22 protein-coding genes are annotated in these 25,645 nt (G+C 39.9%); 9 read left to right on the forward strand and 13 right to left on the reverse strand.

All coding sequences use genetic code 11. The annotated features are described in order from the left end of the window. Positions 1-222 precede the first annotated feature (222 nt). Complete coding sequence (locus AAEZ22_RS02665; protein ID WP_182194560.1) at positions 223-570, forward strand: hypothetical protein; 348 nt, start codon at positions 223-225, stop codon at positions 568-570. A gap of 174 nt (positions 571-744) precedes the next feature. Further along, positions 745-1,368, forward strand: coding sequence for a tyrosine-type recombinase/integrase (locus tag AAEZ22_RS02670; protein ID WP_010388419.1), 624 nt, complete (start codon positions 745-747; stop codon positions 1,366-1,368). A gap of 177 nt (positions 1,369-1,545) precedes the next feature. Here AAEZ22_RS02670 and AAEZ22_RS02675 read toward each other — a convergent pair whose 3' ends face one another. The 5 genes from AAEZ22_RS02675 to tkt form a co-directional block, all read right to left on the reverse strand. Further along, on the reverse strand, positions 1,546-2,676 hold the full coding sequence (locus AAEZ22_RS02675) for an alpha/beta hydrolase (protein WP_290190703.1): 1,131 nt from the start codon (positions 2,674-2,676) through the stop codon (positions 1,546-1,548). Between the two features lie 350 nt (positions 2,677-3,026). Then, positions 3,027-4,199, reverse strand: a complete 1,173-nt coding sequence (locus AAEZ22_RS02680; RefSeq protein WP_011327371.1) for an NRAMP family divalent metal transporter — start codon at positions 4,197-4,199, stop codon at positions 3,027-3,029. 212 nt (positions 4,200-4,411) lie between these two features. Beyond that, positions 4,412-4,768 carry a ribosome hibernation-promoting factor, HPF/YfiA family gene (gene hpf / locus AAEZ22_RS02685; RefSeq protein WP_011327370.1) on the reverse strand — a complete coding sequence of 119 codons (357 nt, stop codon included), beginning with the start codon at positions 4,766-4,768 and terminating at the stop codon, positions 4,412-4,414. 201 nt (positions 4,769-4,969) lie between these two features. After that, positions 4,970-5,284 (reverse strand): pyrimidine/purine nucleoside phosphorylase, encoded by a 315-nt coding sequence (ppnP, locus tag AAEZ22_RS02690; protein WP_011327369.1) that lies wholly within the window; start codon positions 5,282-5,284, stop codon positions 4,970-4,972. Between the two features lie 185 nt (positions 5,285-5,469). Beyond that, positions 5,470-7,461 carry a transketolase gene (tkt, locus tag AAEZ22_RS02695; protein ID WP_089367825.1) on the reverse strand — a complete coding sequence of 664 codons (1,992 nt, stop codon included), beginning with the start codon at positions 7,459-7,461 and terminating at the stop codon, positions 5,470-5,472. Positions 7,462-7,764: 303 nt separating this feature from the next. Between tkt and metK the strand changes: the two genes are divergently transcribed. The 5 genes from metK to serA all read left to right on the forward strand — a co-directional run bounded on the left by metK (position 7,765) and on the right by serA (position 12,182). Further along, entirely contained in the window at positions 7,765-8,916 is a 1,152-nt protein-coding gene (gene metK / locus AAEZ22_RS02700) for a methionine adenosyltransferase (RefSeq protein ID WP_011327367.1), read from the forward strand. 152 nt (positions 8,917-9,068) lie between these two features. Beyond that, complete coding sequence (locus AAEZ22_RS02705) at positions 9,069-9,620, forward strand: hypothetical protein (RefSeq protein ID WP_352296075.1); 552 nt, start codon at positions 9,069-9,071, stop codon at positions 9,618-9,620. A gap of 20 nt (positions 9,621-9,640) precedes the next feature. After that, positions 9,641-10,237: a 5-formyltetrahydrofolate cyclo-ligase gene (locus AAEZ22_RS02710; RefSeq protein WP_352296078.1), complete on the forward strand. Its 597-nt coding sequence runs from the start codon at positions 9,641-9,643 to the stop codon at positions 10,235-10,237. A 52-nt stretch (positions 10,238-10,289) separates the two neighbouring features. Further along, positions 10,290-10,943 (forward strand): ribose-5-phosphate isomerase RpiA, encoded by a 654-nt coding sequence (gene rpiA / locus AAEZ22_RS02715; RefSeq protein WP_352296081.1) that lies wholly within the window; start codon positions 10,290-10,292, stop codon positions 10,941-10,943. A 9-nt stretch (positions 10,944-10,952) separates the two neighbouring features. Next, positions 10,953-12,182, forward strand: coding sequence for a phosphoglycerate dehydrogenase (serA, locus tag AAEZ22_RS02720; RefSeq protein ID WP_182677728.1), 1,230 nt, complete (start codon positions 10,953-10,955; stop codon positions 12,180-12,182). 104 nt (positions 12,183-12,286) lie between these two features. Here the strand turns inward: serA and AAEZ22_RS02725 are convergent, their stop codons facing one another. The 3 genes from AAEZ22_RS02725 to radA form a co-directional block, all read right to left on the reverse strand. Further along, the gene (locus AAEZ22_RS02725; protein WP_192531707.1) at positions 12,287-12,865 is read right to left on the reverse strand and encodes a TMEM175 family protein; all 579 of its coding nucleotides are present in this window, start codon (positions 12,863-12,865) and stop codon (positions 12,287-12,289) included. A gap of 250 nt (positions 12,866-13,115) precedes the next feature. Then, positions 13,116-14,048 carry an aq_1923 C-terminal domain gene (locus AAEZ22_RS02730; RefSeq protein ID WP_182677724.1) on the reverse strand — a complete coding sequence of 311 codons (933 nt, stop codon included), beginning with the start codon at positions 14,046-14,048 and terminating at the stop codon, positions 13,116-13,118. 81 nt (positions 14,049-14,129) lie between these two features. Then, a complete protein-coding gene (radA, locus tag AAEZ22_RS02735; protein ID WP_011327360.1) occupies positions 14,130-15,515 on the reverse strand; it encodes a DNA repair protein RadA in 1,386 nt (461 codons plus the stop codon). 365 nt (positions 15,516-15,880) lie between these two features. Between radA and AAEZ22_RS02740 the strand changes: the two genes are divergently transcribed. Further along, complete coding sequence (locus AAEZ22_RS02740; RefSeq protein WP_182677722.1) at positions 15,881-18,358, forward strand: PilZ domain-containing protein; 2,478 nt, start codon at positions 15,881-15,883, stop codon at positions 18,356-18,358. Here the strand turns inward: AAEZ22_RS02740 and serB are convergent. Continuing rightward, a complete protein-coding gene (gene serB / locus AAEZ22_RS02745) occupies positions 18,355-19,383 on the reverse strand; it encodes a phosphoserine phosphatase SerB (RefSeq protein WP_182677720.1) in 1,029 nt (342 codons plus the stop codon). The genes AAEZ22_RS02740 and serB overlap by 4 nt on opposite strands. A gap of 173 nt (positions 19,384-19,556) precedes the next feature. Here serB and AAEZ22_RS02750 point away from each other — a divergent pair, with 173 nt between their 5' ends. Beyond that, positions 19,557-20,177 carry an AhpA/YtjB family protein gene (locus AAEZ22_RS02750; protein ID WP_352296086.1) on the forward strand — a complete coding sequence of 207 codons (621 nt, stop codon included), beginning with the start codon at positions 19,557-19,559 and terminating at the stop codon, positions 20,175-20,177. On the opposite strand, the gene AAEZ22_RS02755 is transcribed toward AAEZ22_RS02750, so the two are convergent. The 4 genes from AAEZ22_RS02755 to prfC form a co-directional block, all read right to left on the reverse strand. Next, the gene (locus AAEZ22_RS02755; protein ID WP_197182197.1) at positions 20,144-20,911 is read right to left on the reverse strand and encodes a TatD family hydrolase; all 768 of its coding nucleotides are present in this window, start codon (positions 20,909-20,911) and stop codon (positions 20,144-20,146) included. The two genes, AAEZ22_RS02750 and AAEZ22_RS02755, sit on opposite strands and share 34 nt — an antisense overlap. Before the next feature lie 21 nt (positions 20,912-20,932). Continuing rightward, positions 20,933-21,571 carry a pyridoxamine 5'-phosphate oxidase gene (pdxH, locus tag AAEZ22_RS02760; RefSeq protein ID WP_011327355.1) on the reverse strand — a complete coding sequence of 213 codons (639 nt, stop codon included), beginning with the start codon at positions 21,569-21,571 and terminating at the stop codon, positions 20,933-20,935. A 401-nt stretch (positions 21,572-21,972) separates the two neighbouring features. Next, entirely contained in the window at positions 21,973-23,715 is a 1,743-nt protein-coding gene (gene argS / locus AAEZ22_RS02765; protein ID WP_011327354.1) for an arginine--tRNA ligase, read from the reverse strand. A 57-nt stretch (positions 23,716-23,772) separates the two neighbouring features. Then, positions 23,773-25,362, reverse strand: coding sequence for a peptide chain release factor 3 (prfC, locus tag AAEZ22_RS02770; protein WP_011327353.1), 1,590 nt, complete (start codon positions 25,360-25,362; stop codon positions 23,773-23,775). Between the last annotated feature and the right edge of the window lie 283 nt (positions 25,363-25,645).

Raw genomic sequence — 25,645 nt, forward strand, 5'->3', positions numbered from 1 at the left:
GTGATGATGATTTTACCGACCTAATGCCGTGGAATGTGCAGCTAGACTTCGATTATAGCTAAGCGCACTGCTTAAATGCGCGCTTACGGAATAAATTTAATTTTTTAATGTCTGCTATTCGCTCATATAGTGAAATAGATTGCATTGCATAATTAAAGTTTTTATATTGAACGACAATATTTTATTAGGTATTAATAAAGCACTGTGTGCAAAGGAAAGCATGTGAATTATAAAAAAATATACTACCCAGTTAAAGGACTTGCTGTTTTATCTTTAGTTGCTGTTGCGATTAAATACTGGATGCCAACTGAAATTGGCTTTGCGTTTATGCTATTGCCTTATTTGCTTTTATATTTTTTAGCTAATGCTAAGAACTATCAAAATAAACGGCTCATTATTATTAGATTTATAGCTGCATTATTTACTATTATTTTAGCGCCAGTACTCATTTTTGGTATTGAACCTGACCCTCAGGCTGGAATGGGTATTATGTTTTTACTGATAATGCAGCTAGCTGCAATTAGTGCCTCTGAATTTATTATATTATTCTTTTATGTTGATAATGATTAAAAGCAAACTACTCATTTAAAGCTGTTACAGTGTAGTTGCGTTGCGGTTTGAAAAAACGAAGGGGTCAAACCTGACTTCATACATCACAATTTTTGACGGTCCGCTTCTCGCTCATACCCGAATTTTTTTGTAGCAAGCTAAGCTTAAAACTCCATAAACACCGGAGTACAACTAATGCACCAGTTAACTATATATCAGCCTAAAGAGCCTTGGAATAAAAATAAGCTTGTAGGACAAAAGTTACCTTTAAAATTACAGCAAATATGGGCTATCCGAATACGACTAGAACTTTTTCATAAAATAAGAGATCTAGCACTATTTAACCTAGCCATAGATAGCAAACTAAGAGGGTGTGATTTAGTTTCACTAAAAGTTAATGATATCGCTCATGGTAAAACAATCCAATCAAGGGCAATAGTCGTTCAAAAAAAGACTGGTATGCCTGTTCAATTTGAAATTACTGGAAATACAAGGAAATCAATTGTGGCGCTCATAGAGCAATTTACTCTCAATTCTTATGATTACTTGTTTAAGTCACGAATTCATTCCTCTGAACACCTTTCAACCCGTCAATATGGACGTATAGTTGATTCTTGGGTCACCTCAATTGGATTAGATAAGACTCAATATGGCACTCATTCTATGAGACGTACCAAACCATCACTAATTTACAAAAAAACTAAAAATTTAAGAGCCTGTCAGCTTCTACTTGGCCATAGAAAACTAGAGAGCACTGTCAGGTACTTGGGAATAGAAGTTGATGATGCGTTAGAAGTATCAGAACAGATCGATGCTTAAATTTGAACCTAAGCCAGACTCGAAGTTAGAGTCTGGCACGTATCAATTGTTATCACTCAGCAACGCCTAAATTTAGCGTGAGAATTCGCTCAGAGGGTTAAAGTCACGCCAGCGCTATTTGCTGGCGATAAGATTTGATTGTTAGCTGTATTACTTTACAGGCTACCTGATGACCATCTATTTTTTGCTTAGCTTCAAGTCCGTATTTTGCTCCTTGATCTCAGCGATAAAAATTGAATTATTGGCGACAGCCAGTTCCAGCGCACGCTCAGATGCAATTAACGCATCAGGTAAATTCTTATTCAAACTGTAAGCTGTTGCTAAACTATCCCACAGTATCTCTGAATTAGGAAAAGTCTCAGTACCTTTTTCCAAAATTTCAACGCCCCATGCTGGCTTATCTTCATACGTAGCTTTGAGCCCATAAACATTATACTGATGTGCCGATAAAGGGAATGCATAACCGAACTCTTTAGCTTTATCCTCATAAAATTTTATTAGGTTCGACAGAGGCATGATATCAATCTCAGGTACCGCATTCCAATCAGAAAAAATAGCTTGTAACCCTTTTGCCATTCCTACTACGGGAGTGGTGTCGTGTGTTTCATCGGGGAACCTTGCGTACTTATAATAAAGCCCTGATTTTGATTTTTTTTCCAATGCCAATAACATGCGATCAAAAGCTTCGGGCATTTCGTTCGGCTCACTTGCCATACTTAGAAACCATCGAAAAGTTTTTGCTCCACTGGTTGAGTGCTTCTTTTCAAAGTCTGTAACTATTGTAGCTTCATCCCACCAAAGACTTGGGCTAATGGATATCGCAGCATTAAATTTAGTATTACCTTTAACTGCAAGGTAACTGGTATATAGACCAGAAAGTGAGTGGCCTGCGATAACATAATAAGGCGCAACTCTATATTGCTTATTAAGTTGGTTTAATAACTCTTCTTGTAGGAAACGCGTGAGTAAGTCAGCTTTACCGGCTCGACCGACAAATGCTTCAGGCTCAGTATGAGTAAAAAATGCTAATCTATTTTTTAGACTTACACCTACAACAATCATTTCCGGTATTGCTGCATAAGTGCTGTAAAAATGCGCGCTAGCTGCCGCGTGATTGAATTGAGTGGCGCCATCTAATACAACTAGTACAGGGTATGAAAAGTTATCAGAATGTCGATAAGTGTCTGGTAACGATATCTGAACGGTAACGTCTTTTCCTAGGAACTCAGAATTTAGACTCAAGCGGTCATACTGCGCAAGAGCTTGAGTAGAATTTAAAAAAAATAAAACGATTAATATAAATCTCATTGGATACCTTTAAAGTTAACGGCTTATTCAACACCATTTAGATGGTTTATAACACACGAAAACAGCGGTTAATAATGTTATCAGACAAAATTAGGCTCCTACTCAAAGAAGTAGGAATAAATTTAACTTTTTCAGTGTCTGCTTTTCGCTCTAAGCTGACTATCAACGCTGCTAATTATGGGTATTTAGCTTCTAATCAGAGACTTCAAGATTGCAGGCTAAATTTAGCCTACAACTTATTAATTACGTGCTTAGCAACAGCAAGTGGCCTGCCAACTTTGCAACCCCCACCAAATCAAGTATTCAGTGATTGCTCGTTTTACTATGGGTCCTTCGCCTCGCACCTAAAATCACATCATCATCCACACTACAAATGCTACAGAAAAACCGACTAAGTACAGCAATCCTACCCAACTTAAGCTTTTAAGTAGTACGCCGTGTTTAATGCTGGGCTCGGAGCGCACTAGGCTAAAGTTAAGCCATGCAAATATAGGGGTGGTTACAAATGACAGTGTCATGGCAAAGGTAAGCATAGGGCCTAAGGCTGATTCAAAAAATAAAATAACCGCCATACCAGCAAGTGCTTGCAGTATTAGCCATGTATTTAAGCTGTGTTTTGATTGCTTAAAACCAAGTAATTTATGCGATTCGTTTAAAGTACGCGCATAACCATCTAGTACCGTTAATGTGGTGCCAAACATACATAAAAAAGCGATGGCTGATACTAGCGGCCTTGCCCACTCGCCAATGGTAAGTGCGTACATATCAATAAGCTGTTTGGCAAAAGCGACCCCACCGAGTTCTATATTACTGCTTTGCCCGTATTGCACTAATACACCTAAGCTAAAAAACACCAGCGCTAAGCCTGCGGTTAACCAGTAACCCACGTTAAAGTCGAATAAGCCTTCGCGTTTAGATATTGTTTGTTGTGTTTGTTTTTCTTTTAACCACAGTGAGCTAAGTGCGGATATTTCAATGGGGGCGGGCATCCAGCCCATTAGTGCCACCATAAAGCTAAGCATGGCTAACTCATACGGCGAAGGGCCTACATAGTCAGCAGGTGCCATTGGGCCATTACTAAAGGCAATAGCGAGTGCTATTAATGTTGCTAATGTAAGTAGCCCCATAATGCCTTTTGCCACGTTATCTAGCGCTTTAAAGTGCCCTAGCAAAAGTATGGTTAAGCACACGCCAAGTAAAATCCAACACAGCAGTGTTATTTCTATTGTGATAGGTAGTGCGTAATGCAACAAGCTTGCGGTGAGTAATAATACGCCTGCGGTATTAACGATAGCGGCAACAACATTTAGGACAATGAAGCTGTAAAAATAAAATGGCCCTTTGCTTTTATAACCCTCTACTAGGCTATTTTTGGTAGCGAGTGTGTACTCCATGCCAAAGCGAAAAAATGGGTACTTTAAAACGTTTACTACTAAAATAAGCCAAAATAATTGCCAGCCAAATATGGCTCCCGCTTGGGTTGATGCCACTAAATGTGAACCACCAATTGCAGCGGTTGCCATTAGAATTCCCGGCCCCAATGCATTTAAGCGAGTTTGCCAATTTGATACTACAGAGCGCATGTGTGTACTTACTGTTTATTTATAATAATGAATAAATTACAGAGTTTTAACGCAAAATGAAAGCTGAAAAGTATTAATAAATGAGGGGGTAAAACGAAGCTAATAAATAATGGTTTTAGGCCCTAAAAGTTAGGGCCTAAACTCTAAAAACGTTAACGAAGATCCATCTCTTGGATGATTTCGTGTGCAATTTCTGGGGTTGTTATTTCTGGTTTTTCATGCAAATTAGCTTTAATTTGCCCTTTGCGATGTTTTAGTGACGTATCTAGTTTTTTTGCGGCACTACTAATTGCTGGATACAGCACTTCGTTTTCGCCCTTAACCGATATACGTGCACCTTCGTAAATAGTGCTAATTTCCGCTTGAAGCTTGTTGTGAACTTTAGAAAGAATAATGTCGAGCGCGATCAAAGATGGAAAGTGATTCGCTATTTTTGAAAACTTTTCGTTTACGTGTTCTCTAATTGAATCAGTAACGTCAACATGGTGACCTGTAAGATTAATTTTCATTTTATATCCTTTTATGTGTTACTTCATAGTTAGTATTGGGGGCAATATGAATTAACACAAGGAGAAATGTAACTATTTAAGCAAATATTTGTTAGTAAAGCTGATTTAGATCACTCACTGAGCATTAAACATGCAAAAGCCCGCATTATACGGGCTCTTTAAGCGGTTAAATAACATACTAACCGCGTTGTATTTGTGCTATTAATCTGTGTATGAACAGCAATAATCAGCAAAATCGCTTACTTTTACCTTAAAGCTTACGTTTGCATCAACATTAAATGATTCGCCCGCATTAAATGTTTTCCACTCGCTTTCACCTGGCAATAAAATATCCCACTGCCCTGCTAATAATTCCATACATTCTTTTTGGTTAGTGTCGAACACAAACTCACCTGGTTGCATAAAGCCTAATGTTTTTGCTTCACCACTGCCTAATAAAACGGTTCGGCTTGACACTTTGCCATCAAAATACACATTGGCTTTTTTAATTACACTAACATTTTCGAACTTTGACATATTTAGCTCCTGCTAATAATTTAAGATTTTTATTTATAAATTTTATCGCACTACCTTGCCTGATAGCTTACTTTCTTGCAAGGAAAGCAGTATTGCTTTAAGTGAAGTTGTTTCATATTCGTGCATAAAAAAACCCGCAACATATGCGGGTTTTTCAATTGCTTACTTTATTTAATCAAAGGCGATTAAAAAAGTTCGTTTGCTTTGTTTACTATGTTCTCAACAGTAAAGCCAAAGTGCTCAAACAGCTCACCTGCAGGCGCTGACTCACCAAAGGTAGTCATACCTACTACTGCGCCATTTAGGCCAACGTACTTGTACCAGTAATCAGCAATACCTGCTTCTACTGCTACGCGGCGTGAAACAGATGCTGGCAATACACTTTCTTTGTATGCTGCGCTTTGCGTTTCAAAAGCATCAGTACACGGCATAGATACAACACGTACCTTTTTACCTTGCTTGCGTAGTTCGCTTGCAGAATCTTGTGCTAGTTGCACTTCAGAACCCGTTGCAATGAAAATAAGCTCTGGATTGCCGTCGCAGCTAAGGATGTAACCACCCTTTTTAACGTCGCTCAGTTGCTGTGCGTTACGTGCTTGTTGCTCTAAACCTTGGCGAGTAAAGATTAGTGATGTAGGACCGTCTTTACGCTCAATAGCTTGTTGCCATGCAATTGCCGACTCAACTTGGTCACATGGACGCCAGTTGTATAAGTTAGGCGTTAAACGCATGCTTGCAATTTGCTCTACTGGTTGGTGAGTTGGACCATCTTCACCTAAACCAATTGAATCGTGCGTGTATACAAAAATGCTTGGTTGCTTCATTAATGCAGCCATACGTACGGCATTTTTTGCATATTCAACAAACATTAAGAACGTAGCACCGTAAGGAATAAAGCCTTTATGCAGCGCAATACCATTCATAATTGCCGACATACCAAACTCACGTACACCGTAATAAATGTAGTTACCGCTTGCATCGTCGCGTGTTAAGCCTTTAGAGCCATCCCAAATTGTTAGGTTTGAGCCAGCTAAATCGGCAGAGCCACCCATAAATTCTGGTAATAACGGGCCAAATGCGTTTAATGCATTTTGCGACGCTTTACGAGACGCAGGGTTTGCTGGATTTGCTTGCAGCTCTTCAATGTATGCTTGAGATTTTTCAGCCCAATCGCCTGGCAGTTCGTTGTTAATACGACGCTTGTATTCTGACGCTAGCTCTGGGTATGCTTTTGCGTATGCTGCAAATTTTTCATCCCAGCTTGATTCAAGCTGTTGACCTTTTTCTTTGCTATCCCATTGTGCATAAATGTCTGCAGGGATTTCGAATGCATCGCCAGTCCAACCTAAAAATTCGCGAGACGCTTTAATTTCGTCCTCACCAAGTGGTGCACCATGGCAGTCGTGGCTACCCGACTTATTAGGTGAGCCGTAACCAATAATTGTTTTACAACAAATTAGTGATGGCTTATCGGTAACACTTTTAGCTTCTGCGATTGCAGCACTTATAGCATCGCTGTCGTGGCCATCAACACCACTAATTACATGCCAACCGTATGCTTTAAAGCGAGCTGGCGTATCATCGGTAAACCAACCTTCTACTTCGCCATCGATTGAAATGCCGTTGTCATCCCAAAATGCAACAAGTTTACCTAGGCCTAATGTGCCTGCAAGTGAACCAGCTTCATGAGAAATACCTTCCATTAAGCAGCCGTCGCCCATAAATGCATAGGTAAAGTGATCAACAATATCGTGACCTTCACGGTTAAACTGTGCAGCTAGCGCTTTTTCGGCAATTGCCATACCTACTGCGTTAGTGATCCCTTGACCTAACGGGCCGGTAGTAGTTTCGATTCCTGGTGCATAACCGTACTCTGGGTGACCAGGTGTTTTTGAATGCATTTGACGGAAGTTTTTAATTTCGTCTAACGGTAAATCATAACCCGTTAAATGTAATAAAGAATAAATAAGCATTGAACCGTGGCCGTTCGATAATATAAAGCGATCTCGGTCAGCCCACTCTGGGTTTGTTGGGTTATGTTTTAGATAATCGCGCCATAATACTTCTGCGATATCTGCCATGCCCATAGGGGCTCCAGGATGACCAGATTTGGCCTTTTGTACTGCGTCCATTGACAAGACACGAATAGCATTTGCAAGTTCTTTGCGAGATGGCATGAATTCTCCTACCTTAATATATTTTTGCGCGGGTATTTATGTATTCGATTATGCCGCCGTATAACTTGGCGACTAGTGTATAGTCCATTCTTACTTATTGTAGGGGCGGTGTGCAATTAAAAACCCATAATAATAGGTCATTATGAATATTTTTTGAGACCGAAAAGTTATTAAATATTTTATTTAGACGTCTAGGCGTAAAAACACTATGCAAGGTGTTTTGTTTTCGATAAAATACGCCCCTTAATTTTTAAGCGCTAATACCGACGTTTGTGAAGCGCAATATTTGTGAGCAGAAATACAATGGCAAAACATTTATTTACTTCTGAATCTGTTTCTGAAGGTCATCCGGATAAAATCGCCGATCAAATCTCTGATGCGGTACTTGATGCTATCCTTGAGCAAGATTCTCATGCCCGAGTTGCGTGTGAAACTTACGTAAAAACCGGTATGGTTATGGTTGGTGGTGAAATCACTACTAGCGCATGGGTTGATATCGAAGAAATTACACGTAAAACAATTCGCGACATTGGCTACACTAATTCAGATATGGGTTTTGATGCAGATTCATGTGCAATTTTAAACACTATTGGTAAACAGTCTCCTGACATTAACCAAGGTGTTGACCGTACTAGCCCAGAAGAGCAAGGCGCTGGCGATCAAGGCTTAATGTTTGGTTACGCATGTAACGAAACTGAAGTACTAATGCCTGCTCCTATTACCTACTCACACCGTTTAGTGCAGCGCCAAGCACAGGTTCGTAAAAGCGGTGAGCTTAACTGGTTACGCCCAGATGCAAAATCACAAGTTACGTTTGCATACGAAAACGGCAAGCCAGTAGGTATTGATGCTGTTGTACTTTCTACACAGCACAGCGAAGATATTTCACAAAAAGATTTAATCGAAGCGGTGATGGAAACTATCATCAAGCCGGTACTTCCTGCTGAGCTAATTACTAGCGCGACTAAGTTTTTTATTAACCCAACAGGTCGCTTTGTAATTGGCGGACCAATGGGCGATTGTGGCTTAACCGGTCGTAAAATCATTGTAGATACCTACGGCGGCATGGCTCGTCACGGTGGCGGTGCTTTCTCTGGTAAAGATCCATCAAAAGTTGACCGTAGTGCTGCCTATGCTGCACGTTATGTTGCTAAAAACATTGTTGCTGCTGGCCTTGCTGATAAGTGTGAGCTACAAGTATCGTACGCTATTGGTATTGCAGAGCCTACGTCTATAAGCGTAGAAACCTTTGGTACCAGCAAACTAGAAGAAAGCCGTTTAATTGAGCTTATTCGTGAGCACTTTGACTTGCGCCCTTACGGTTTAATTAAAATGCTTGATTTAGAGCGCCCTATCTACCTTCCAACGGCGGCTTACGGCCACTTTGGTCGTGAAGAGTTCCCTTGGGAGCGTACTGATAAAGCAGAAGCACTTCGCGCTGCTGCTGGCCTTTAAGCCAACATACTATTAAAAATATAAACGGCCCTTTTAAGGGTCGTTTTTATATCTAAAGCTTATTATTCAAGCCGTGAAACATAAATCACTCTCGAATTGTTTTGCACTTTCGGTATATACTCGTTTTACTATAAAAGCTTAGGGAATTAAAAATGGCCGACAACTTTCGTGTTACCTTTGTAGGACTCGCTGAGGGCGTTGACAGCAAAGCTGTTACTGCCATGCTTGCTACAAAATTAAAAACGTCAGATGAAAAAGTAGCTCTTTTTTTTAAAGGTAAGCCACTGTTTGCGCCAAGTAATAAAGACAAAGCCCTAAAGCAAGCCAAACTACTTGCCAGCTTAGGTATTAAAAGTAAGCTGCAGGCTGTTACCAACCCTAATAAAAATACTCAACTGACAAGTGCAACGAGTAGCCAGCGCGATGACAGAATTTTTGATGCGCTTGATTACATTACCAGTAGCTTAATTCGCCTTGAAGAAAAACTAGACGAGCTTGAACAGCGCCTACCCGAGGTTGAAGCCACAGCAATTACCGATGAACACATAGAGTGGCAAGACGATGATCTTATGCTTGATGATGAGTTGCTCACGCCACTGCAAAAACGCAGTAATGTGTTGTTATATTCACTCATAGCAACTGTGGTTACTTTGCTTATTTTATTAGCAATATATTTAACCGTCCCTAACTTATTCTCTTTTTAATTACGGGGTGAAATCCTAAAGTGAGCAATAAACGTGCAACAATAAGAGCGTCTGTCCGCGAACTGCGTAATAATTTATCAAGTAACCAACAATTAATTGCCGCCCAATCGCTAAAAGTGAATTTTATTCAATACTTAAATGGCAAAAAAAACACTAAAAAAGAGCATGTTGCCATTTATTTTAGTAACGACGGCGAGTTAGATACCTCATTGTTAATTAATGAATTATGGGATAAAGGGCACACCCTTTACCTACCTGTAATCCACCCCTTTAACGGGGCTAGTTTACTATTTCAGCGTTATGAAAAAAACTCACCCATGAAGGCAAACCGCTATGGTATCTTGGAACCTAAGCTCAATTGTACTCAAATATGCCCGTTACCAGAGCTTGATTACCTACTTATGCCATTAGTGGCATTTGATAACCAAGGTAATCGCTTAGGAATGGGGGGTGGGTTTTACGATCGGACATTGGCGCGGCTACACCAGCAACACTGGCAAAAGCCGCAACTTATTGGTTTAGCACATGAATGCCAAAAAGTAACAGCTTTACCCATAGAATCATGGGATGTGCCACTTAAAACAATTATCACCCCAAATAAAACCTACTGTTGGTAAAGCGTTACTTTGTATACCAGCAGAAATTTTTGACATAAATGAGCATAAAACAATGACACAAGACGAATTAAAAAAAGCAGCTGCTTGGGCAGCGTTAGAGTTTGTAAAAGAGAACATTATTGTAGGCGTAGGTACAGGCTCAACGGTTAATCACTTTATTGATGCACTAGGCTCAATAAAAGACACCATTAAAGGTGCGGTTTCTAGTTCAGAAGCCTCAACTGCTCGTTTAAAAGCGCTAGGCATTGAAGTATTTGAACTTAATGACGTTGATGTTTTAGATGTATACGTTGACGGCGCTGATGAAATTAACGCCCATAACGAAATGATTAAAGGCGGCGGTGCAGCCCTTACTCGTGAAAAAATAGTAGCAGCGGTAGCTAAACAATTTGTGTGCATTGTAGATGACACCAAATTAGTAGCAACCTTGGGTGGTTTTCCACTGCCGGTTGAAGTTATACCCATGGCACGCAGTTACGTAGCACGCGAATTATTAAAACTTGGTGGTGATCCTGTGTATCGCCAAGGTGTAGTTACCGATAACGGTAACGTTATTTTAGATGTACATAATTTAAAAATTACCCAAGCTAAACAACTTGAAACACAAATTAATCAAATTGTTGGCGTAGTTACCAACGGCCTATTCGCAGAGCGTGGCGCTGATAAAGTGATTATCGGCACTAAAAATGGGCCACAAATTAAATAGGATGAGGTTATGAGTAAGGTATCGTTGGCAAAAGACAAAATTAAAATTCTTTTGCTTGAAGGTGTTCACCAAAGCGCTGTTGAAACGCTAAAACGTAACGGTTATAGCAACATCGACTATGTTAAAACATCCTTACCTGAGGACGAGCTAAAAGAACGTATTAAAGACGTACACTTTGTGGGGCTTCGTTCTCGTACTCATATTAACCAAGCTGTGTTAGAAGCTGCTGAAAAGCTCGTTGCGGTTGGCTGCTTTTGTATTGGCACTAACCAGGTTGACTTAAATGCGGCGCGCGAACGTGGTATCGCAGTATTTAACGCACCATTTTCTAACACCCGCTCGGTTGCAGAGCTTGTACTTGGTGAAATACTGTTGCTATTACGCGGTATTCCACAGCGTAATGCTGCTGCACATCGTGGCGGCTGGTTAAAAACCGCAAACGGCTCGTTTGAAGCTCGTGGTAAAACATTGGGTATTATTGGCTATGGCCACATTGGTACCCAGTTAGGTATTATGGCCGAAAATATTGGTATGCATGTTGAGTTTTACGATATTGAAGATAAGTTATCACTTGGCAACGCTAAGCAAGTACATAATTTAACTCAGCTATTACAACGCTCTGATATTATTACTTTGCATGTACCTGAAACCCCACAAACTAAGAACCTTATTGGCACTGCCGAACTTGCGGTTATGAAACAGGGCGCTATTTTAATAAACGCTTCACGCGGTACTGTGGTTGATATTGACGCATTGGCAGAAGCGCTTACCGACAAAAAACTCAGTGGTGCAGCAATCGATGTATTCCCGATTGAGCCTAAATCTAACGATGAAGAGTTTGTATCGCCACTGCGTAATTTTGACAATGTTATTTTAACGCCGCACATTGGTGGTTCAACTCAAGAAGCACAAGAAAACATTGGTATTGAAGTAGCTGGAAAATTAGCTAAATACTCAGATAACGGCTCAACTATTACTGCTGTTAACTTCCCTGAAGTATCACTACCAGAGCTTGCTAATCGTAGTCGCTTACTGCATGTACATCACAACCGCCCTGGCGTATTAACACAAATAAACCAAGCGTTTGCACAGCACGGTATTAACATTGCCGCGCAGTACCTACAAACTGATGAATCAATTGGTTATGTAGTTATTGATGTAGATACCGACCACTCAGAAGTTGCCCTTAAAGAGCTAAGCGCTGTTGAAGGCACGATAAGAGCACGTATTTTACACTAACTAATTTAAGCTTTAGAAAATTTTAAGCCGCGTTTACTTTATAGTAAACGCGGCTTTTTTATTCCCCTGCTTAGCGGTAAAACTAATTAAAATAGGAATATATTTTAATTTTGATTAACTGCCTGCTCTATTCTTTTATCAGGCACTAACCATAGCAGCGCCACTGCCACATATATTACTTGTGCTAACCACGGTGCTACAAATGCTACACCAACTGCCGATAAGTAAAGCGCCATAGACACTTTGACTTTCCAATCTGCGCCGATTGCTTTGCGTAAAACAGAGCTGCAGCCATCTGTTGCCATTATGCTGCGTTGTAAAATATTATACGCAATCGCCGCCATAAACAGCACGGCACCATAAGTCGCGGTAGGTAGCGGCTCAAAGTGATTACCTCCCATCCAACTGGTCGAGAACGGGAATAATGATAACCAAAAAAGTAAATTTAAATTTGACCACAATACCCCACCCGAAACACTGCCAGCAGCGTGTAATAAATGATGGTGGTTATTCCAGTAAATTCCTACGTATACAAAACTTAAAACATAACTAAAAAAGTTAGGGAGCATAGGCACAAGTGCTTCAATTCCTGCGCCTTCAGGTATTTTTAGCTCCAATACCATAATGGTAATAATAATTGCCAACACACCATCACTAAAAGCTTCTAATCGACCTTTTCCCATCTGTAACCCCGTTCAACTTTAAGTAATTAGTTTGAGCCTTAATGGCTATTTAATACGATAAATAACAGCTTTTATAGTAATGAATACTAACGATTAAATAAGTACCGGTAAACTAATTGTTAATTCTTGAGCGTTAACACCTAGTATAAACGTAAAATTTACGCATAAAAAAGCGCGAGTTAAACTCGCGCTTTAATTATGTGCGTCGTACTATTATTTTTAACTGATAGCACGATTGCTAGAGCGACTTTTAGTCGCCTTTAACTTCTAAATTAATGTACTCTACAAGTTTTTCAGGCTGGCCTATTAGCATCATTATTTGTTGGTTAACTTCCATCATAGTTTTGCCTTCAGGTAGTTTTGCCGACACGCTAAATGAATTTAAACCTTTTACAAAGCCGCTAATCGCCTCTGCAATCTCTTCGGTTACTGGCGCTTGCTGTAGTTGCTGCTCAACCATCATTTGCATTTGCTCAACATTCATACCTTGCTTAACAAGCTCACTTTCTAGCAACGCTTTAAGCTCGCCTTGGTTATTAAGTTCAAAGTTAACACTGCGCGGCTCTAACTTACTCATGGCTTTCATTATTAGCGTTTGCTGCTGTAATTCTTGCTCATAAGTTAAAGGCTGGCTGCCCGCTGCTTGCTGCGCTTTACTAATCGCAAGCGATGCATCCATAAGTGCTTGTGTGTTTGCCAGTCCCATATTCATATTAAAGCTAACAATGTCTTTTGCATCTAACTTAACAACCACATCGCTGTCGCCCGACTTTTCATCGTAATCAAGTGATGAATGTAAATCGTAACTGGCCGACGCTAACATAGTATTTGTATCGGCTGGTAATTTAGCCACAAAGTCTTTATTAAATTGAAAGCTTTTTACATCAAATGTAGTGTGTGGTGAAATTTTATCGGTTTCGTAGCCTGTCACTTCAATGCTTTGAATACTGGCAACATTATCGCCTTCAGAACTAATGACTTCCATATTGCTAATTTCTACACTATTGGAAATAACACTAGCCGATAAGTCTGCATACTTAAATGTAGCGCCGGTTTGCTCGCTCACTAGTGCTAGTTGCTTATCTATTTCTGCACGTACTTCTTTAGTGGCTACGTGATTTGCATAACTTACGCCACCAACACCGGCAGCTACAATTGCTGCAGCTATAACTAACTTTTTCATGTTATTTCCTTATTTAAGTCTTTATATAAATTGTTTCAGCTCAAGAGTAACATTGCAGAACATCACCGATAAGCGTTTTTGCTAATTAATTAAACTAAGTAACTCATGTACTGTTTTTATCGGGGTGATCTTAGCGCCCAGCCCTTCCATTGATTTATGGTAATTACGAAATGGAATAAATATTTCCGTAAAGCCATGCTGCGCAGCTTCTTTAACGCGCGGTACGCCACTGTCTATTGGGCGTACGTCGCCATTTAAACTCAGCTCTCCCATAATACAAGTGGTACGTGGCACCACAAAATCATTTAAGCTGCTAAGTAGCGCAGCAACCAACGCTAAATCTATACAGGTTTCTGATTCATCAATTTTTAAGCCACCCACTATATTAAAAAACGTATCGTGAAATATTTTAGTTTTTGTGTGCTTACGCAGTATGCCGGTGAGCATTTTTATTCGGTTCATGTTTAAACCAACGCAAACACGCTGCGGAAATTCCGCCTCAATCTCAGTGGTTAAACATTGAATTTCGAGTAATAAATTACGATTACCTTTACGAATACACGTAATTGCAGAGCCAGGTGAATCTGTAGTTGAGCCTGATAAAAATATTTCGCTGGGGTTATCAACGCTGAGCATACCGCGTTCGCACATTCTAAAAATACCGACTGTATCTATATCACCAAAGCGGTTTTTATTTGCTCGTAAGGTACGAATTTGCCCATCGTTAGTATCTATATGCAATAGAGCGTCAACTATATGCACCAGCGTTTGCGGACCAGCTATTTCGTTGTTTTTATTTACATGGGCAATAATGAACATAGTGACATCATTTTGCTTACAGTATTGCGTAAGTGCTTGCGCGGCACTTTTCACTTGCGAAGGCGAGCCTGGGCTACCGTTAGCTGTGTCGGTGACCACTGCTTGAATGGAGTCTATTACTGCAAACTTAATTTTATTTTTATCGAGTTCTTCAATGATGGTTTCAACACTGGTTTCGGAAAGTAAATAAAGCGCATCAGGGTTATAGTTTAGCTTTAAGCGATTTACTCTGTTTTTAAACTGCGATAAAGATTCTTCTGCGGTACAGTAAAGTGAAGGCATACGTTGTGACATTCGCGCCACTAAATCAGATAACAAGGTTGTTTTACCGGCCCCAGGATCGCCTGAAATTATATTAACTGATCCCGTTGTTACACCGCCACTTAAAACACGATCGAGCTCGCCAATTTCAGTGAGCTGTTTTTCGGTTTCTGCGGTAGCAATATCATTAATTTTTTTAGAACCGCCACCAATCCCCCCAGCATAACCACCTACACTTACGCGTGCCGATGCTTTTTTACTTTGCCCTGCTGACGGTTTAAATTCTGCTAATGTGTTCCATGCACCACAGCGGCATTGACCTTGCCAACGTTGGTAGTTCATGCCACATTCGGTACAAACAAACTCTACTTTTGCCGCTTTAGCCATTTATAACTTTACCTACTATTCTTTAATTTTAAAAATACTTAATGTTAAGTGCTTATTTTATCATTTTAAACTTTCGCCTAACAATGAGTCATGCCAACAAGATAATTTAGCACTACTATTATTATCTATAAATGCTGTTTTCTTTTTTACTATACTTTAGGGCATACTTATTGCTTGAATAATAGTTTAAAGTAACTTGCCAATAAATTGGTATTTAACACATAATAACAAGCGCTAAACTGTAGTTACTCGAATAATCGTACCTATATTAATAACAATAACACGATACGACATTTATTGAGTTTTCTAATAAATGGATTTAATAGTATACCTACTTTTTTAATTAGACGGTGATGGTTTTATAAATGGCTGAAGACATACTGCTCAAGCACGAAGATCTTATATCTGAATTAAAACATTATTTAGGCAACCCTAAATTTGATTTAATTTTTAAGTCTAAAATAGCTGGGCTTACAAAGCCTGAACAGTTTTTAATGAAAATGGAAATGACACGCTTATCTCAGCCGATAGCGCGCTTTATTGACTTACGTGGTTTGGTGACTGGGCAGGTAAAGCCTTATGATCACAATGGCAAACAACATTTCATGGATGAAACAGCGATTGAAGTATTTGAAGCTGCGCTAAAACAACACGGTGGTTATACCCTTGCCGTTTATGAGGCAGTGATGAACACCGAAAATAATCATCGGGTGTTACAACGCAAAACCACAGAAAAAATTGCAGAGCAAGCCATTGATGACTCCCTTAATACAAATGTTATAAAGTTTGCCTCTTATGAAAGCCGCTCTGAAGAGCGAATGAACTATTCAATTAAAGTAACGGTTGAATACAACGACAAAAAAAGTATTGCTGCTAGCACTTCCGATATATCCCTCAGTGGTTGTAAAATAAAGCTAGCCACTCGTTATGTGCTAAAAAAAGGACATTTAATCGCCTTGCGTTTGGTAGGTTTAGAGCAAGACTTTGAGCTAGGTTTAAAAAATGGCATTCAGTATGAGGTTGTCGCCGTAGAAAATATTTCTAAAGAGTTTAATCATATTCGTTTAAAACGCACCTTTATTGAAAATAATGAAGCGTTTGATAATTTTTTAGAAAGCTTTATCCACGGTAATAAACGTCGCTATAAAGTAAACCTTGATAATACGCTCGATGCTGTGGTTTCTAAGGGTTACGAGCAATACTATATTCCACGCGTCACCTCTTTATATGTGTTTTTAAGTAAAAAAGACAATGTACTTTATCCTAGCTTAAGTCTAACCACCGAAAACAACATTTTTATTCAACGTTACTTTACCGATGAACGCCAAACCCCTTGTTTATACAGTGTGCTTAATGAGCAACGCATTAATGCATTACTTTTAAAACAGGCTCCAGTTAAAGAAGATTATTTATATACTTTTACTCATATTTCAGCGGGCAAAATTTATTATTATTCTGCAACACGTAATGAGCTTGAACAAAACCCTCAGCTAAAAAACTTATTTTTAGGTTTTGGCAGTCAAAAAGACACTTGGCAGTGCTTTAAAATACAAATTATGCCAAGCCATCCAGATGACTCATTTATTCCTTTATCGTTACCAAACACTGTAAGTAAAAATATTGAAAAGCTCAATAAGCCGCCTTCTCCTCGGGTAGAAGGGTTAGTGAAAAATGTAAAATATATGGTGGTACTAACTGCTATTGGTAATAAAACTGAACAGCAACACTATCAGCAATTAAATTACGATAAAGCTTTGATTAATCAATTGAAGAATTTTGGCCATAGCAAAAGTAAGTCTGCGCCTTATTTAGATATTGTACCTTTAGAGTATGTAAATCTTCGCTCTGATAAGCGCTACTTATATAAAACGAATGTGTCGATTAGCGTAAACGATGAGGTAGTACATGGCCTTACTCGCGACTTTTCGGTTATGGGCTTGCAGCTTGAATGCAAACAACCAGTAAGCTTAAAAAAAGGCGACATTGTTTTACTCTCGTTTCCTGACTTACAAAAAATAACCAAAACATATCAGCTTAGTGAGCTAAAGTACGAAGTGATGGCTGTAAATAAGTCGTTCACTATTATTAATTTAAAAGCCAGCCGAGTTGCCGACTTACCCCATGCTGGAGTGCTGTTTTTTACGCAGTTAATTAACAGTAATAAAGATAAACTAAAAGTGTCAGAAGAAGCGCCTAAAGTGCCAGGGCTCTCTACAGCACTTAGAAATATGGTAACTAAAAGCGTTTGCCAGTTCCCACTTTATTTACATAAAGAAGGAGCGCACTTTAAAGCAGGTGCAATTGGCTTTGGCTTATACCCTAGCCCACTACATGTGCTTTTACAAAACTTTGGTTTGTTGGGTAATAAAACCGATTTATCGAGCATTATTACTGATGAGCAAATCGTTAATGTGATCACCCCACAGATAAAAGATCTTAGCCGCCAAGATCCGCCAAGCGCCTTTACACTTGTGATTAATTTTGATCCCCGTAAGGGCAGTATTTCAGAGTCTACTACCAGTTATTGCATAGCAGGTGAGGATTATAATGATTTTCAGGAACAAATAAGCAAAGGCTTAAAGTCGAATCTTATTTTTGTTATGCGCTTGTATATATCACGTACTGGACGCCCAGATACCGATTATTTATCTAACGAACTAAAATATGTGAGTCAATATGCGCTGCATAAAGCAAGGGAATTAGAAGAGGCATTGTGGTCTGTAGCGGGTGTCGGTGATATTGTCGATATCACCGAAGAAGCCTTAAGCCATTTAAAACTTGAACAGCAACAAGTTGACCAAATGGGTCGCCGCAAACTACTTTGGCTAAACCGCCTGCGTTAAACAGTAGCCACACTATTTAATGGTATAGCTAGCATATACAGTAATTGTAATAACGAGCCTTGGCAAATAGCTGCTTGGGCTTGCTCAACCACTTTTGCTTTACCATGTACTGCTACACCTAGCCCTGCTGTTGCCATCATTTTTAAATCGTTAGCCCCATCGCCAATCGCCACTGTTTGCGACTTTATTAATCCCAGCTGTTGCTGTAATGACTCTAAAATAACGGCTTTTTGCTGTGCATCTACAATTGTTCCTAATACTTTACCTGTGAGCTTATTATCTTTAAATTCAAGCACATTAGCGTGTACTTCATCTAAATTGATTAACGCTTGTACTTGCTCTGCAAAGGGTACGAAACCACCCGACGCAATGGCTAAGTGCCACTGATGCTGTTTAAGTATTTGGCAAAGCATTTTAATACCCGGCATTAAAGGTAAATTATTTTTTAACTCATCTATTAAGCTTTTTTCAATTCCGGTAAGTTTAGCGACGCGCTGATTTAGGCTTTCACTAAAATCAAGCTTACCAGCCATTGCCAGTGCAGTTACCGAAGCAACCTCATCGTATACGTTAGCTAAGCGTGCAATTTCATCTATGCACTCAATAGTAATAGCGGTTGAATCCATATCCATTACCAATAAACCTGGCTCATACAAGTTGGGTGGGCAAGCTATTTGCACTAGCTGAAAATCAAGTGTGCTGGAAAATTGTTGTAATACTAGCGGGTTAATCGGCAGCTCTGCTTGCTTAATATAAAAACACAGTGCCGCTGGTAAACTTAAGTCGGGCTGATACTGGCAAAGCCCTGTAACGGTTTGATTATGCTTCGCAAAAAAATCTATTATGGCTTTAATATGGGTAATACTAAAATTGCCAGCAAAGGCAATACTAAATAAACCTTGGTGTTTATTAGGTAGGTTTTTTAACGGTAAAAACACCTCATCCTGATAGCTAAACCATTTATTTAATACTAACTGCGTTAATGGTTGCTCAGCACCAGGCTGTGCCATGTTCGTTTGCGACATGGATTCTCCGTGAATTTTTTTGTTATCCTGATAGCTACTTACAAAATGTTAAATATATTACTTGCGCTAAATTCGCCATCAGGTGGGGTTTAAGGTTATAGTATACCCAAACAACTTGGGTATAGCATTTGTAACATCAAATCAAAATGCTGTCAGTAGTATATACGGTGACTATGAAAAATAACCATCTTAAAAACCCTATCACTGCCTCACAAAAAAAACGCTTAGTGCGTTTATTGCTTGCTACTGCCTGCTTAATATTACTGAGCTGGGTGGGCGTTAATAGTAGTTTTCAAAGCCATCAATTACTTTATGACAGTGCCGATAGTACTGCAAAATCGCTTACCAAATTTATGGCATTAAATGCTAAAACCCCGTTAATTGAAAAAAACAAACCGCAACTTAATGCACTATGTAACAACATAAGCAAAGATGAGTTTGTACTTTCAGCCACAATTTACGACCAGCAAGGCATGCTTATAGCCAGTAGCGATAATTGGCAATCGTTACATATTAGCGGCCAGCTATCTGAATCAACTCCTGGTGTTAGCAAACTTAAAACACCATTTATAGAACCCGTCGTAAGTGACGACGACAGACCCGTTGGTTTTGTATCTGTTACTTACTTAACCCGTGCAGCAGTTACATCTAGTCATAATCATTTTCATGACTTAGGTCGCCAAGTGTTATTAATGTTAGTAATTGCATGTATTTTTACTTGGCAACTTGGTCGTGGCTTAAAAATATGGCAGGTTAATCGTTATATACAAAAAACATCACAACATGAGTCGTAAAGCTCTGTAGCTAGTTGCTCTTTGTGTTGTTTGGGCTTTAACTCACACAATACATCAAATACCCGCACTATTTGCAGCGGCGTATTGATCTCCCCTTGATAACCACATAGCGGCATTGATGGTGAGTCGGTTTCAAGCACTAGGTGCGATGTATTTATATTGGCAATTACATCGCGCGTTTTAACCGCTCGCGGGTAGCTAATAACACCGCCTACACCGAGCTTAAAACCTTGCTTAATATAATATTGAGCTTGCTGAAGTGATCCCGAAAACGCATGAATAACCCCTCCATACTTAGGCTTACAACGCTTAAACGACTGCGCTATTAAATCATGGCTTTGCCTATGATGCACAATTAACGGTAACCCTAGCTGATTAGCCAGTGCTATTTGTTGTTCAAATAAAAAGGTTTGTTTGGAGAGGTTTTCAATACTTCGATCTAGACCGCATTCGCCAATTGCCACCAGCTGGTTTTTATTGGCTGTAGCAAATGTAAATAGCTGTTCTATGTGTGATTCTTGGTGTTGATTTAAAAAGTAAGGATGCAGCCCTGCAGCTATTTTTACGCCTGCAAAGTTAATTTTAAATTCAAGTAATGCACGCGATTGGGCCAAACTAATACCGGGCACCACAAACTGCTCAACTCCCTTTGCTACACACTCGCTAATGAGTGACTCGCGGTTTGAGTCAAACTCTGTAAAGTCGAGGTGGCAATGAGAGTCAATAAATTGCATTGTTACTTACTCATCGATTTATTAAGGATTTAAGCGTGTAATTTGCCAGCTGTTGTCTGCTTGGCGCTGATACATAAAGCGGTCGTGCAGGCGGTGTGCCCCACCTTGCCAAAACTCAATTTTTTGCGGTACAACACAATAGCCACCCCAAAAGTCAGGTAAAGGAATTTCACCTTTAGCAAACTTGTTTTTCATATTGGCAAAGGTTTCCATCAACACTTTACGCGATGAAACTGGGCGACTTTGTGCTGATGCCCACGCTGCTAGCTGGCTTTCTTTAGGGCGAGATAAAAAGTACTTAGCCACCGCAGAAGTAGGTAAAGGTTTAGCCTCGCCATACACAATTACTTGGCGTTCCATAGGGTGCCAAGGAAAGTGCAGCGATATTTTATTATTACCTTTAAGCTCCTGCGCTTTGCGCGAACCTGTATTAGTAAAAAACACAAAACCATCATTATCTAAATGCTTAAGCAATACAATGCGCTGCGAAGGCTGCCCGGTATCATCAACTGTCGCCACTACCATAGCGGTTGGATCAGGTAAATTACTTGCTACAGCGTGCTCAAGCCAAGTTTCAAACTGTTTAAACGGATCATCAAGCAAGTTATCTTCGCTTAACGCGTTTTGCAGGTATTCACGACGGATATCTTCGAGTTTCATAATAAATCCTTTAAATAAAGCGTTAGAAAAGAGCTTAGAGTAACGAGCTTAAATAGTGATGCTAGTAACAACAAACATCAAGCTTTAGGTATATTCGATACCGGTAAACACAAAATTTTTAGTGTATGCGATAGCAATAAACATCGAGCTTTAGGTATATTCGATAGCAATAAACACAGAGTCTCAAGTTTATGCGATAACAATAAATACAGAGTATCAGGTGTATCGTTGGGTTTCGTTTCACTCAACCCAACCTCGGTGTAAAGCGTTACATCTGCAAGTGTAGGAGTGCTAGCAAGGCGGTAAAACTATTTATGCCAAGGAGCATACGGTTTGTATGTGACTTAGGCTAAATAGTTTTATCAACGCAGCTAAAGCGAACTACACGCAGCAGAAGGTGATTACATTTGCTCCATGACTTCAATGCCAAGTAAGTCTAATCCCGTCTCTAACGTTTTAGAAACCAAATTACATAACACTAAACGGCTATCACGTACGTTTGGCTCTACGCCTTCTTTAAGTACTGGGCAGGCTTCGTAGAACGTCATGTATAAGCTTGCTAGTTCATATAAGTAACCACATAGTACGTGTGGTGTGGCTTCAGTGATCATTAAATCAAGTACTTCTTCAAGCTGCAGTAACTTAAGCGCTAGCGCTTTTTCTTGCGGTTCTACGATAGTAACGTTTGAATTTAGTGTAGCTGCATCAACGCCTGATTTACGAAAAATACTGCGTATACGCGTATACGCATATTGTAAGTAAGGTGCTGTTGCGCCTTCAAAGCTTAGCATGCTGTCCCAGTTGAAAATATAATCACTGGTGCGGTGCTTAGAAAGGTCGGCATATTTAACTGCGCCAATACCTACTTTGCGGGCAATTTCGCTGCGCTCTTGCTCTGATAAATCAGATTCACGCTCGGCTAATTTTATTGCTGCGCGATTAATCGACTCTTCGAGTAAATCGGCAAGTTTAACTGTGCCACCGGTACGGGTTTTAAATGGTTTGTTGTCGGCGCCCATCATGGTGCCAAACGGGCAAAACTCATAGCTAGTTTCATCGCGTAAAAAACCAGCTTTACGTGCTGTAAGCTCTACTTGGTTAAAGTGCAGGCTTTGGCGCGCATCAACAAAAATTAAGATACGATCGGCACCCAACTTATTTGAGCGGTAATCACATGCGGCTAAATCTGTAGTTGCATATAAAAAGCCGCCACCCGATTTTTGTACAATAAACGCCGATGGTTCGCCATCTTTGTTTGCTAGTTCATCTAAAAATACTACCTGTGCGCCTTGCGACTCCACGGCAATATTTTTATCTTTTAATAAACTAATAATGTCATTTAGCTCAGCGTTGTATGCGCTTTCAGCCATAATATCAGCTTGTGTAAGCGTTACATTTAAGCGCTTATATACTTCTTCAGAGTGCTTAACTGAAGTGGCAATAAAAAGCTTCCACAGTTTTTCACAATGCGCGTCGCCGCCTTGTAATTTAACTACATAATTACGTGCTTTGTCGGCAAAGCCTTCTTCATCGTCAAAACGTTTTTTAGCGTCGCGGTAAAAGGTTTCTAAATCGGCAAGTGCTACTGTATCTAAATCTACGCCTTGGCTAATTTGATCTTCTAAATGCGCAATCAACATACCAAATTGTGTGCCCCAATCACCCATGTGATTTTGACGCACAACGCTGTCGCCTCTAAATTCAAGCGCACGCACAATCGCATCACCAATAATGGTTGAGCGTAAATGGCCTACGTGCATTTCTTTAGCAAGGTTTGGCGATGAGTAATCAACAACCACTTTTTGTGGATTAGCGTGTTCATTAACCGCTAATTTTGCATCACTGTTCGCCGCTTTAACGCTTTGTGCTAAAAATTCAGGCTTTAAATGAATATTTATAAACCCTGGACCCGCAATTTCAGTTTTTTCGGCAATGTCGCTTACATCTAGGTTATCAATAATTTTTTGCGCAAGCTCTCGTGGGTTGCTTTTCATTTTTTTAGCCGCGCCCATGGCAGCATTAATTTGGTAGTCACCAAATTGTGGACGAGTACTTTGTGTAACTGCTGGGTTAGTATCTGCTGGTAAGCCTACAGTTGTCATAGCGGCAATGGCTTTTTCTACTAAAATAGTACGAATGTTCATATTTTTTACCTTAATAAGCCCGCCAAAGCAGGCTTTTAAAATTTTACTAAGCTGGCTTTAGTTTTCGCGTGTATGGCTAAAGGTGACTTCTGGATAGCGCTCTACTGATAAATTAAGGTTTACACGGCTTGGCGCTATGTAAGTTAAATTATCGCCGCCATCTAAGGCTAGGTTGCTTTCACATTTACGCTTAAAGTCTTCAAACTTTTTAACGTCGTCGCTACTTACCCAGCGGGCTGTATTTACGTTAACCCCTTCGTAAATTGCATCTACGTTATATTCTGCTTTTAAGCGCGCTACAACCACATCAAACTGAAGTACACCTACTGCGCCTACAATTAAATCGTTGTTTATTAGCGGTCTAAATACCTGTACAGCACCCTCTTCTGAAAGTTGTACTAAGCCTTTTAATAACTGCTTTTGCTTAAGCGGATCACGTAAACGAATACGGCGGAATAATTCCGGTGCAAAGTTAGGAATACCACTAAACTTAAGCTTTTCACCTTGGGTAAAAGTATCACCTATTTGAATCGTACCGTGGTTATGTAAACCAATAATGTCGCCAGCGAATGCATCACCTGCGCGCTCACGATCGCCAGCCATAAATGTAACCGCATCAGAAATACTTACTTGTTTGCCAATTCGCACATGATTCATTTTCATGCCTTGGCTGTATTTACCCGACACTATGCGCATAAAGGCAATTCGGTCGCGGTGTTTCGGGTCCATATTGGCCTGAATTTTAAATACAAAGCCAGTAAAGTTCTCTTCAGTGGCAACTACTTGGCGGTCTTCTGTTTCACGTGGCAATGGCGTTGGCGCCCATTTAGTTAAGCCGTCAAGTACATGGTCAACACCAAAGTTACCTAGTGCTGTACCAAAATAAACTGGCGATAGTTCGCCGGCTAAAAACAGCTCTAAATCAAATTCATTTGATGCGCCAATAACCAGCTCTAGCTCATCGCGTAATTGCGCGGCAAGATCGTCACCAATAGCATCAACCAGTTCTGGGTTATCTATCCCTTTAATGGTGCGCACGTCTTGAATTTTATGACCTTGGCCAGTTTTATATAAAACCGCTTCATCGTTATGAATATGATAAACGCCTTTAAAGCCTTTACCACTCCCAATCGGCCAAGTAATAGGCGCACACGCTATTTTAAGCTCGGTTTCAACTTCGTCAAGCAGCTCCATTGGGTCGCGTATATCACGGTCACATTTATTCATAAAAGTAACAATTGGCGTAGTACGCAGGCGTGTTACTTCCATTAATTTACGCGTACGGTCTTCTACACCTTTGGCCGCATCAATAACCATTAAGCACGAATCGACTGCTGTTAGGGTACGGTACGTATCTTCTGAGAAGTCTTCGTGTCCAGGTGTGTCGAGCAGGTTAACCAAGGCGTTTTTATATGGAAACTGCATTACTGAGGTAGTAACAGAAATACCACGCTCTTTTTCCATGTCCATCCAGTCAGATTTAGCATGCTGGTTAGAGCCACGGCCTTTTACTGTACCGGCTTTTTGGATAGCTTGTCCGAATAAGAGTACTTTTTCGGTGATGGTGGTTTTACCCGCATCTGGATGCGAAATAATCGCGAAGGTACGTCGTTTATTAATTTCACTGAGGAGATTTTGCTCTGCCATTAAAAAAGTTCTTTTAGTTTGAATACGGACATTTATGTATGCTGACGTTTCAGAGCTAATATTGCTCAACCCCGAAAGCTCAACACACCCTAGGAAGAACCCAATTTGGCTCCTCACACGCGATCCGTTATGTTAATCGTAATTGAAGACTATTTTCGCTGATCTTCACTCTATAAACAATCAATGCTTAGTTATTAACTGATTCTTTTTTTATTAACTCTCCCAGAGCGCGTATTTACTCAATTATTGTCCTAAATTGTGCTTAGTTATAAATATTACCAGC

The sequence above is a fragment of the Pseudoalteromonas sp. 20-MNA-CIBAN-0454 genome (genome assembly GCF_040308685.1).
In the GTDB taxonomy this organism is placed as follows: domain Bacteria; phylum Pseudomonadota; class Gammaproteobacteria; order Enterobacterales; family Alteromonadaceae; genus Pseudoalteromonas; species Pseudoalteromonas nigrifaciens.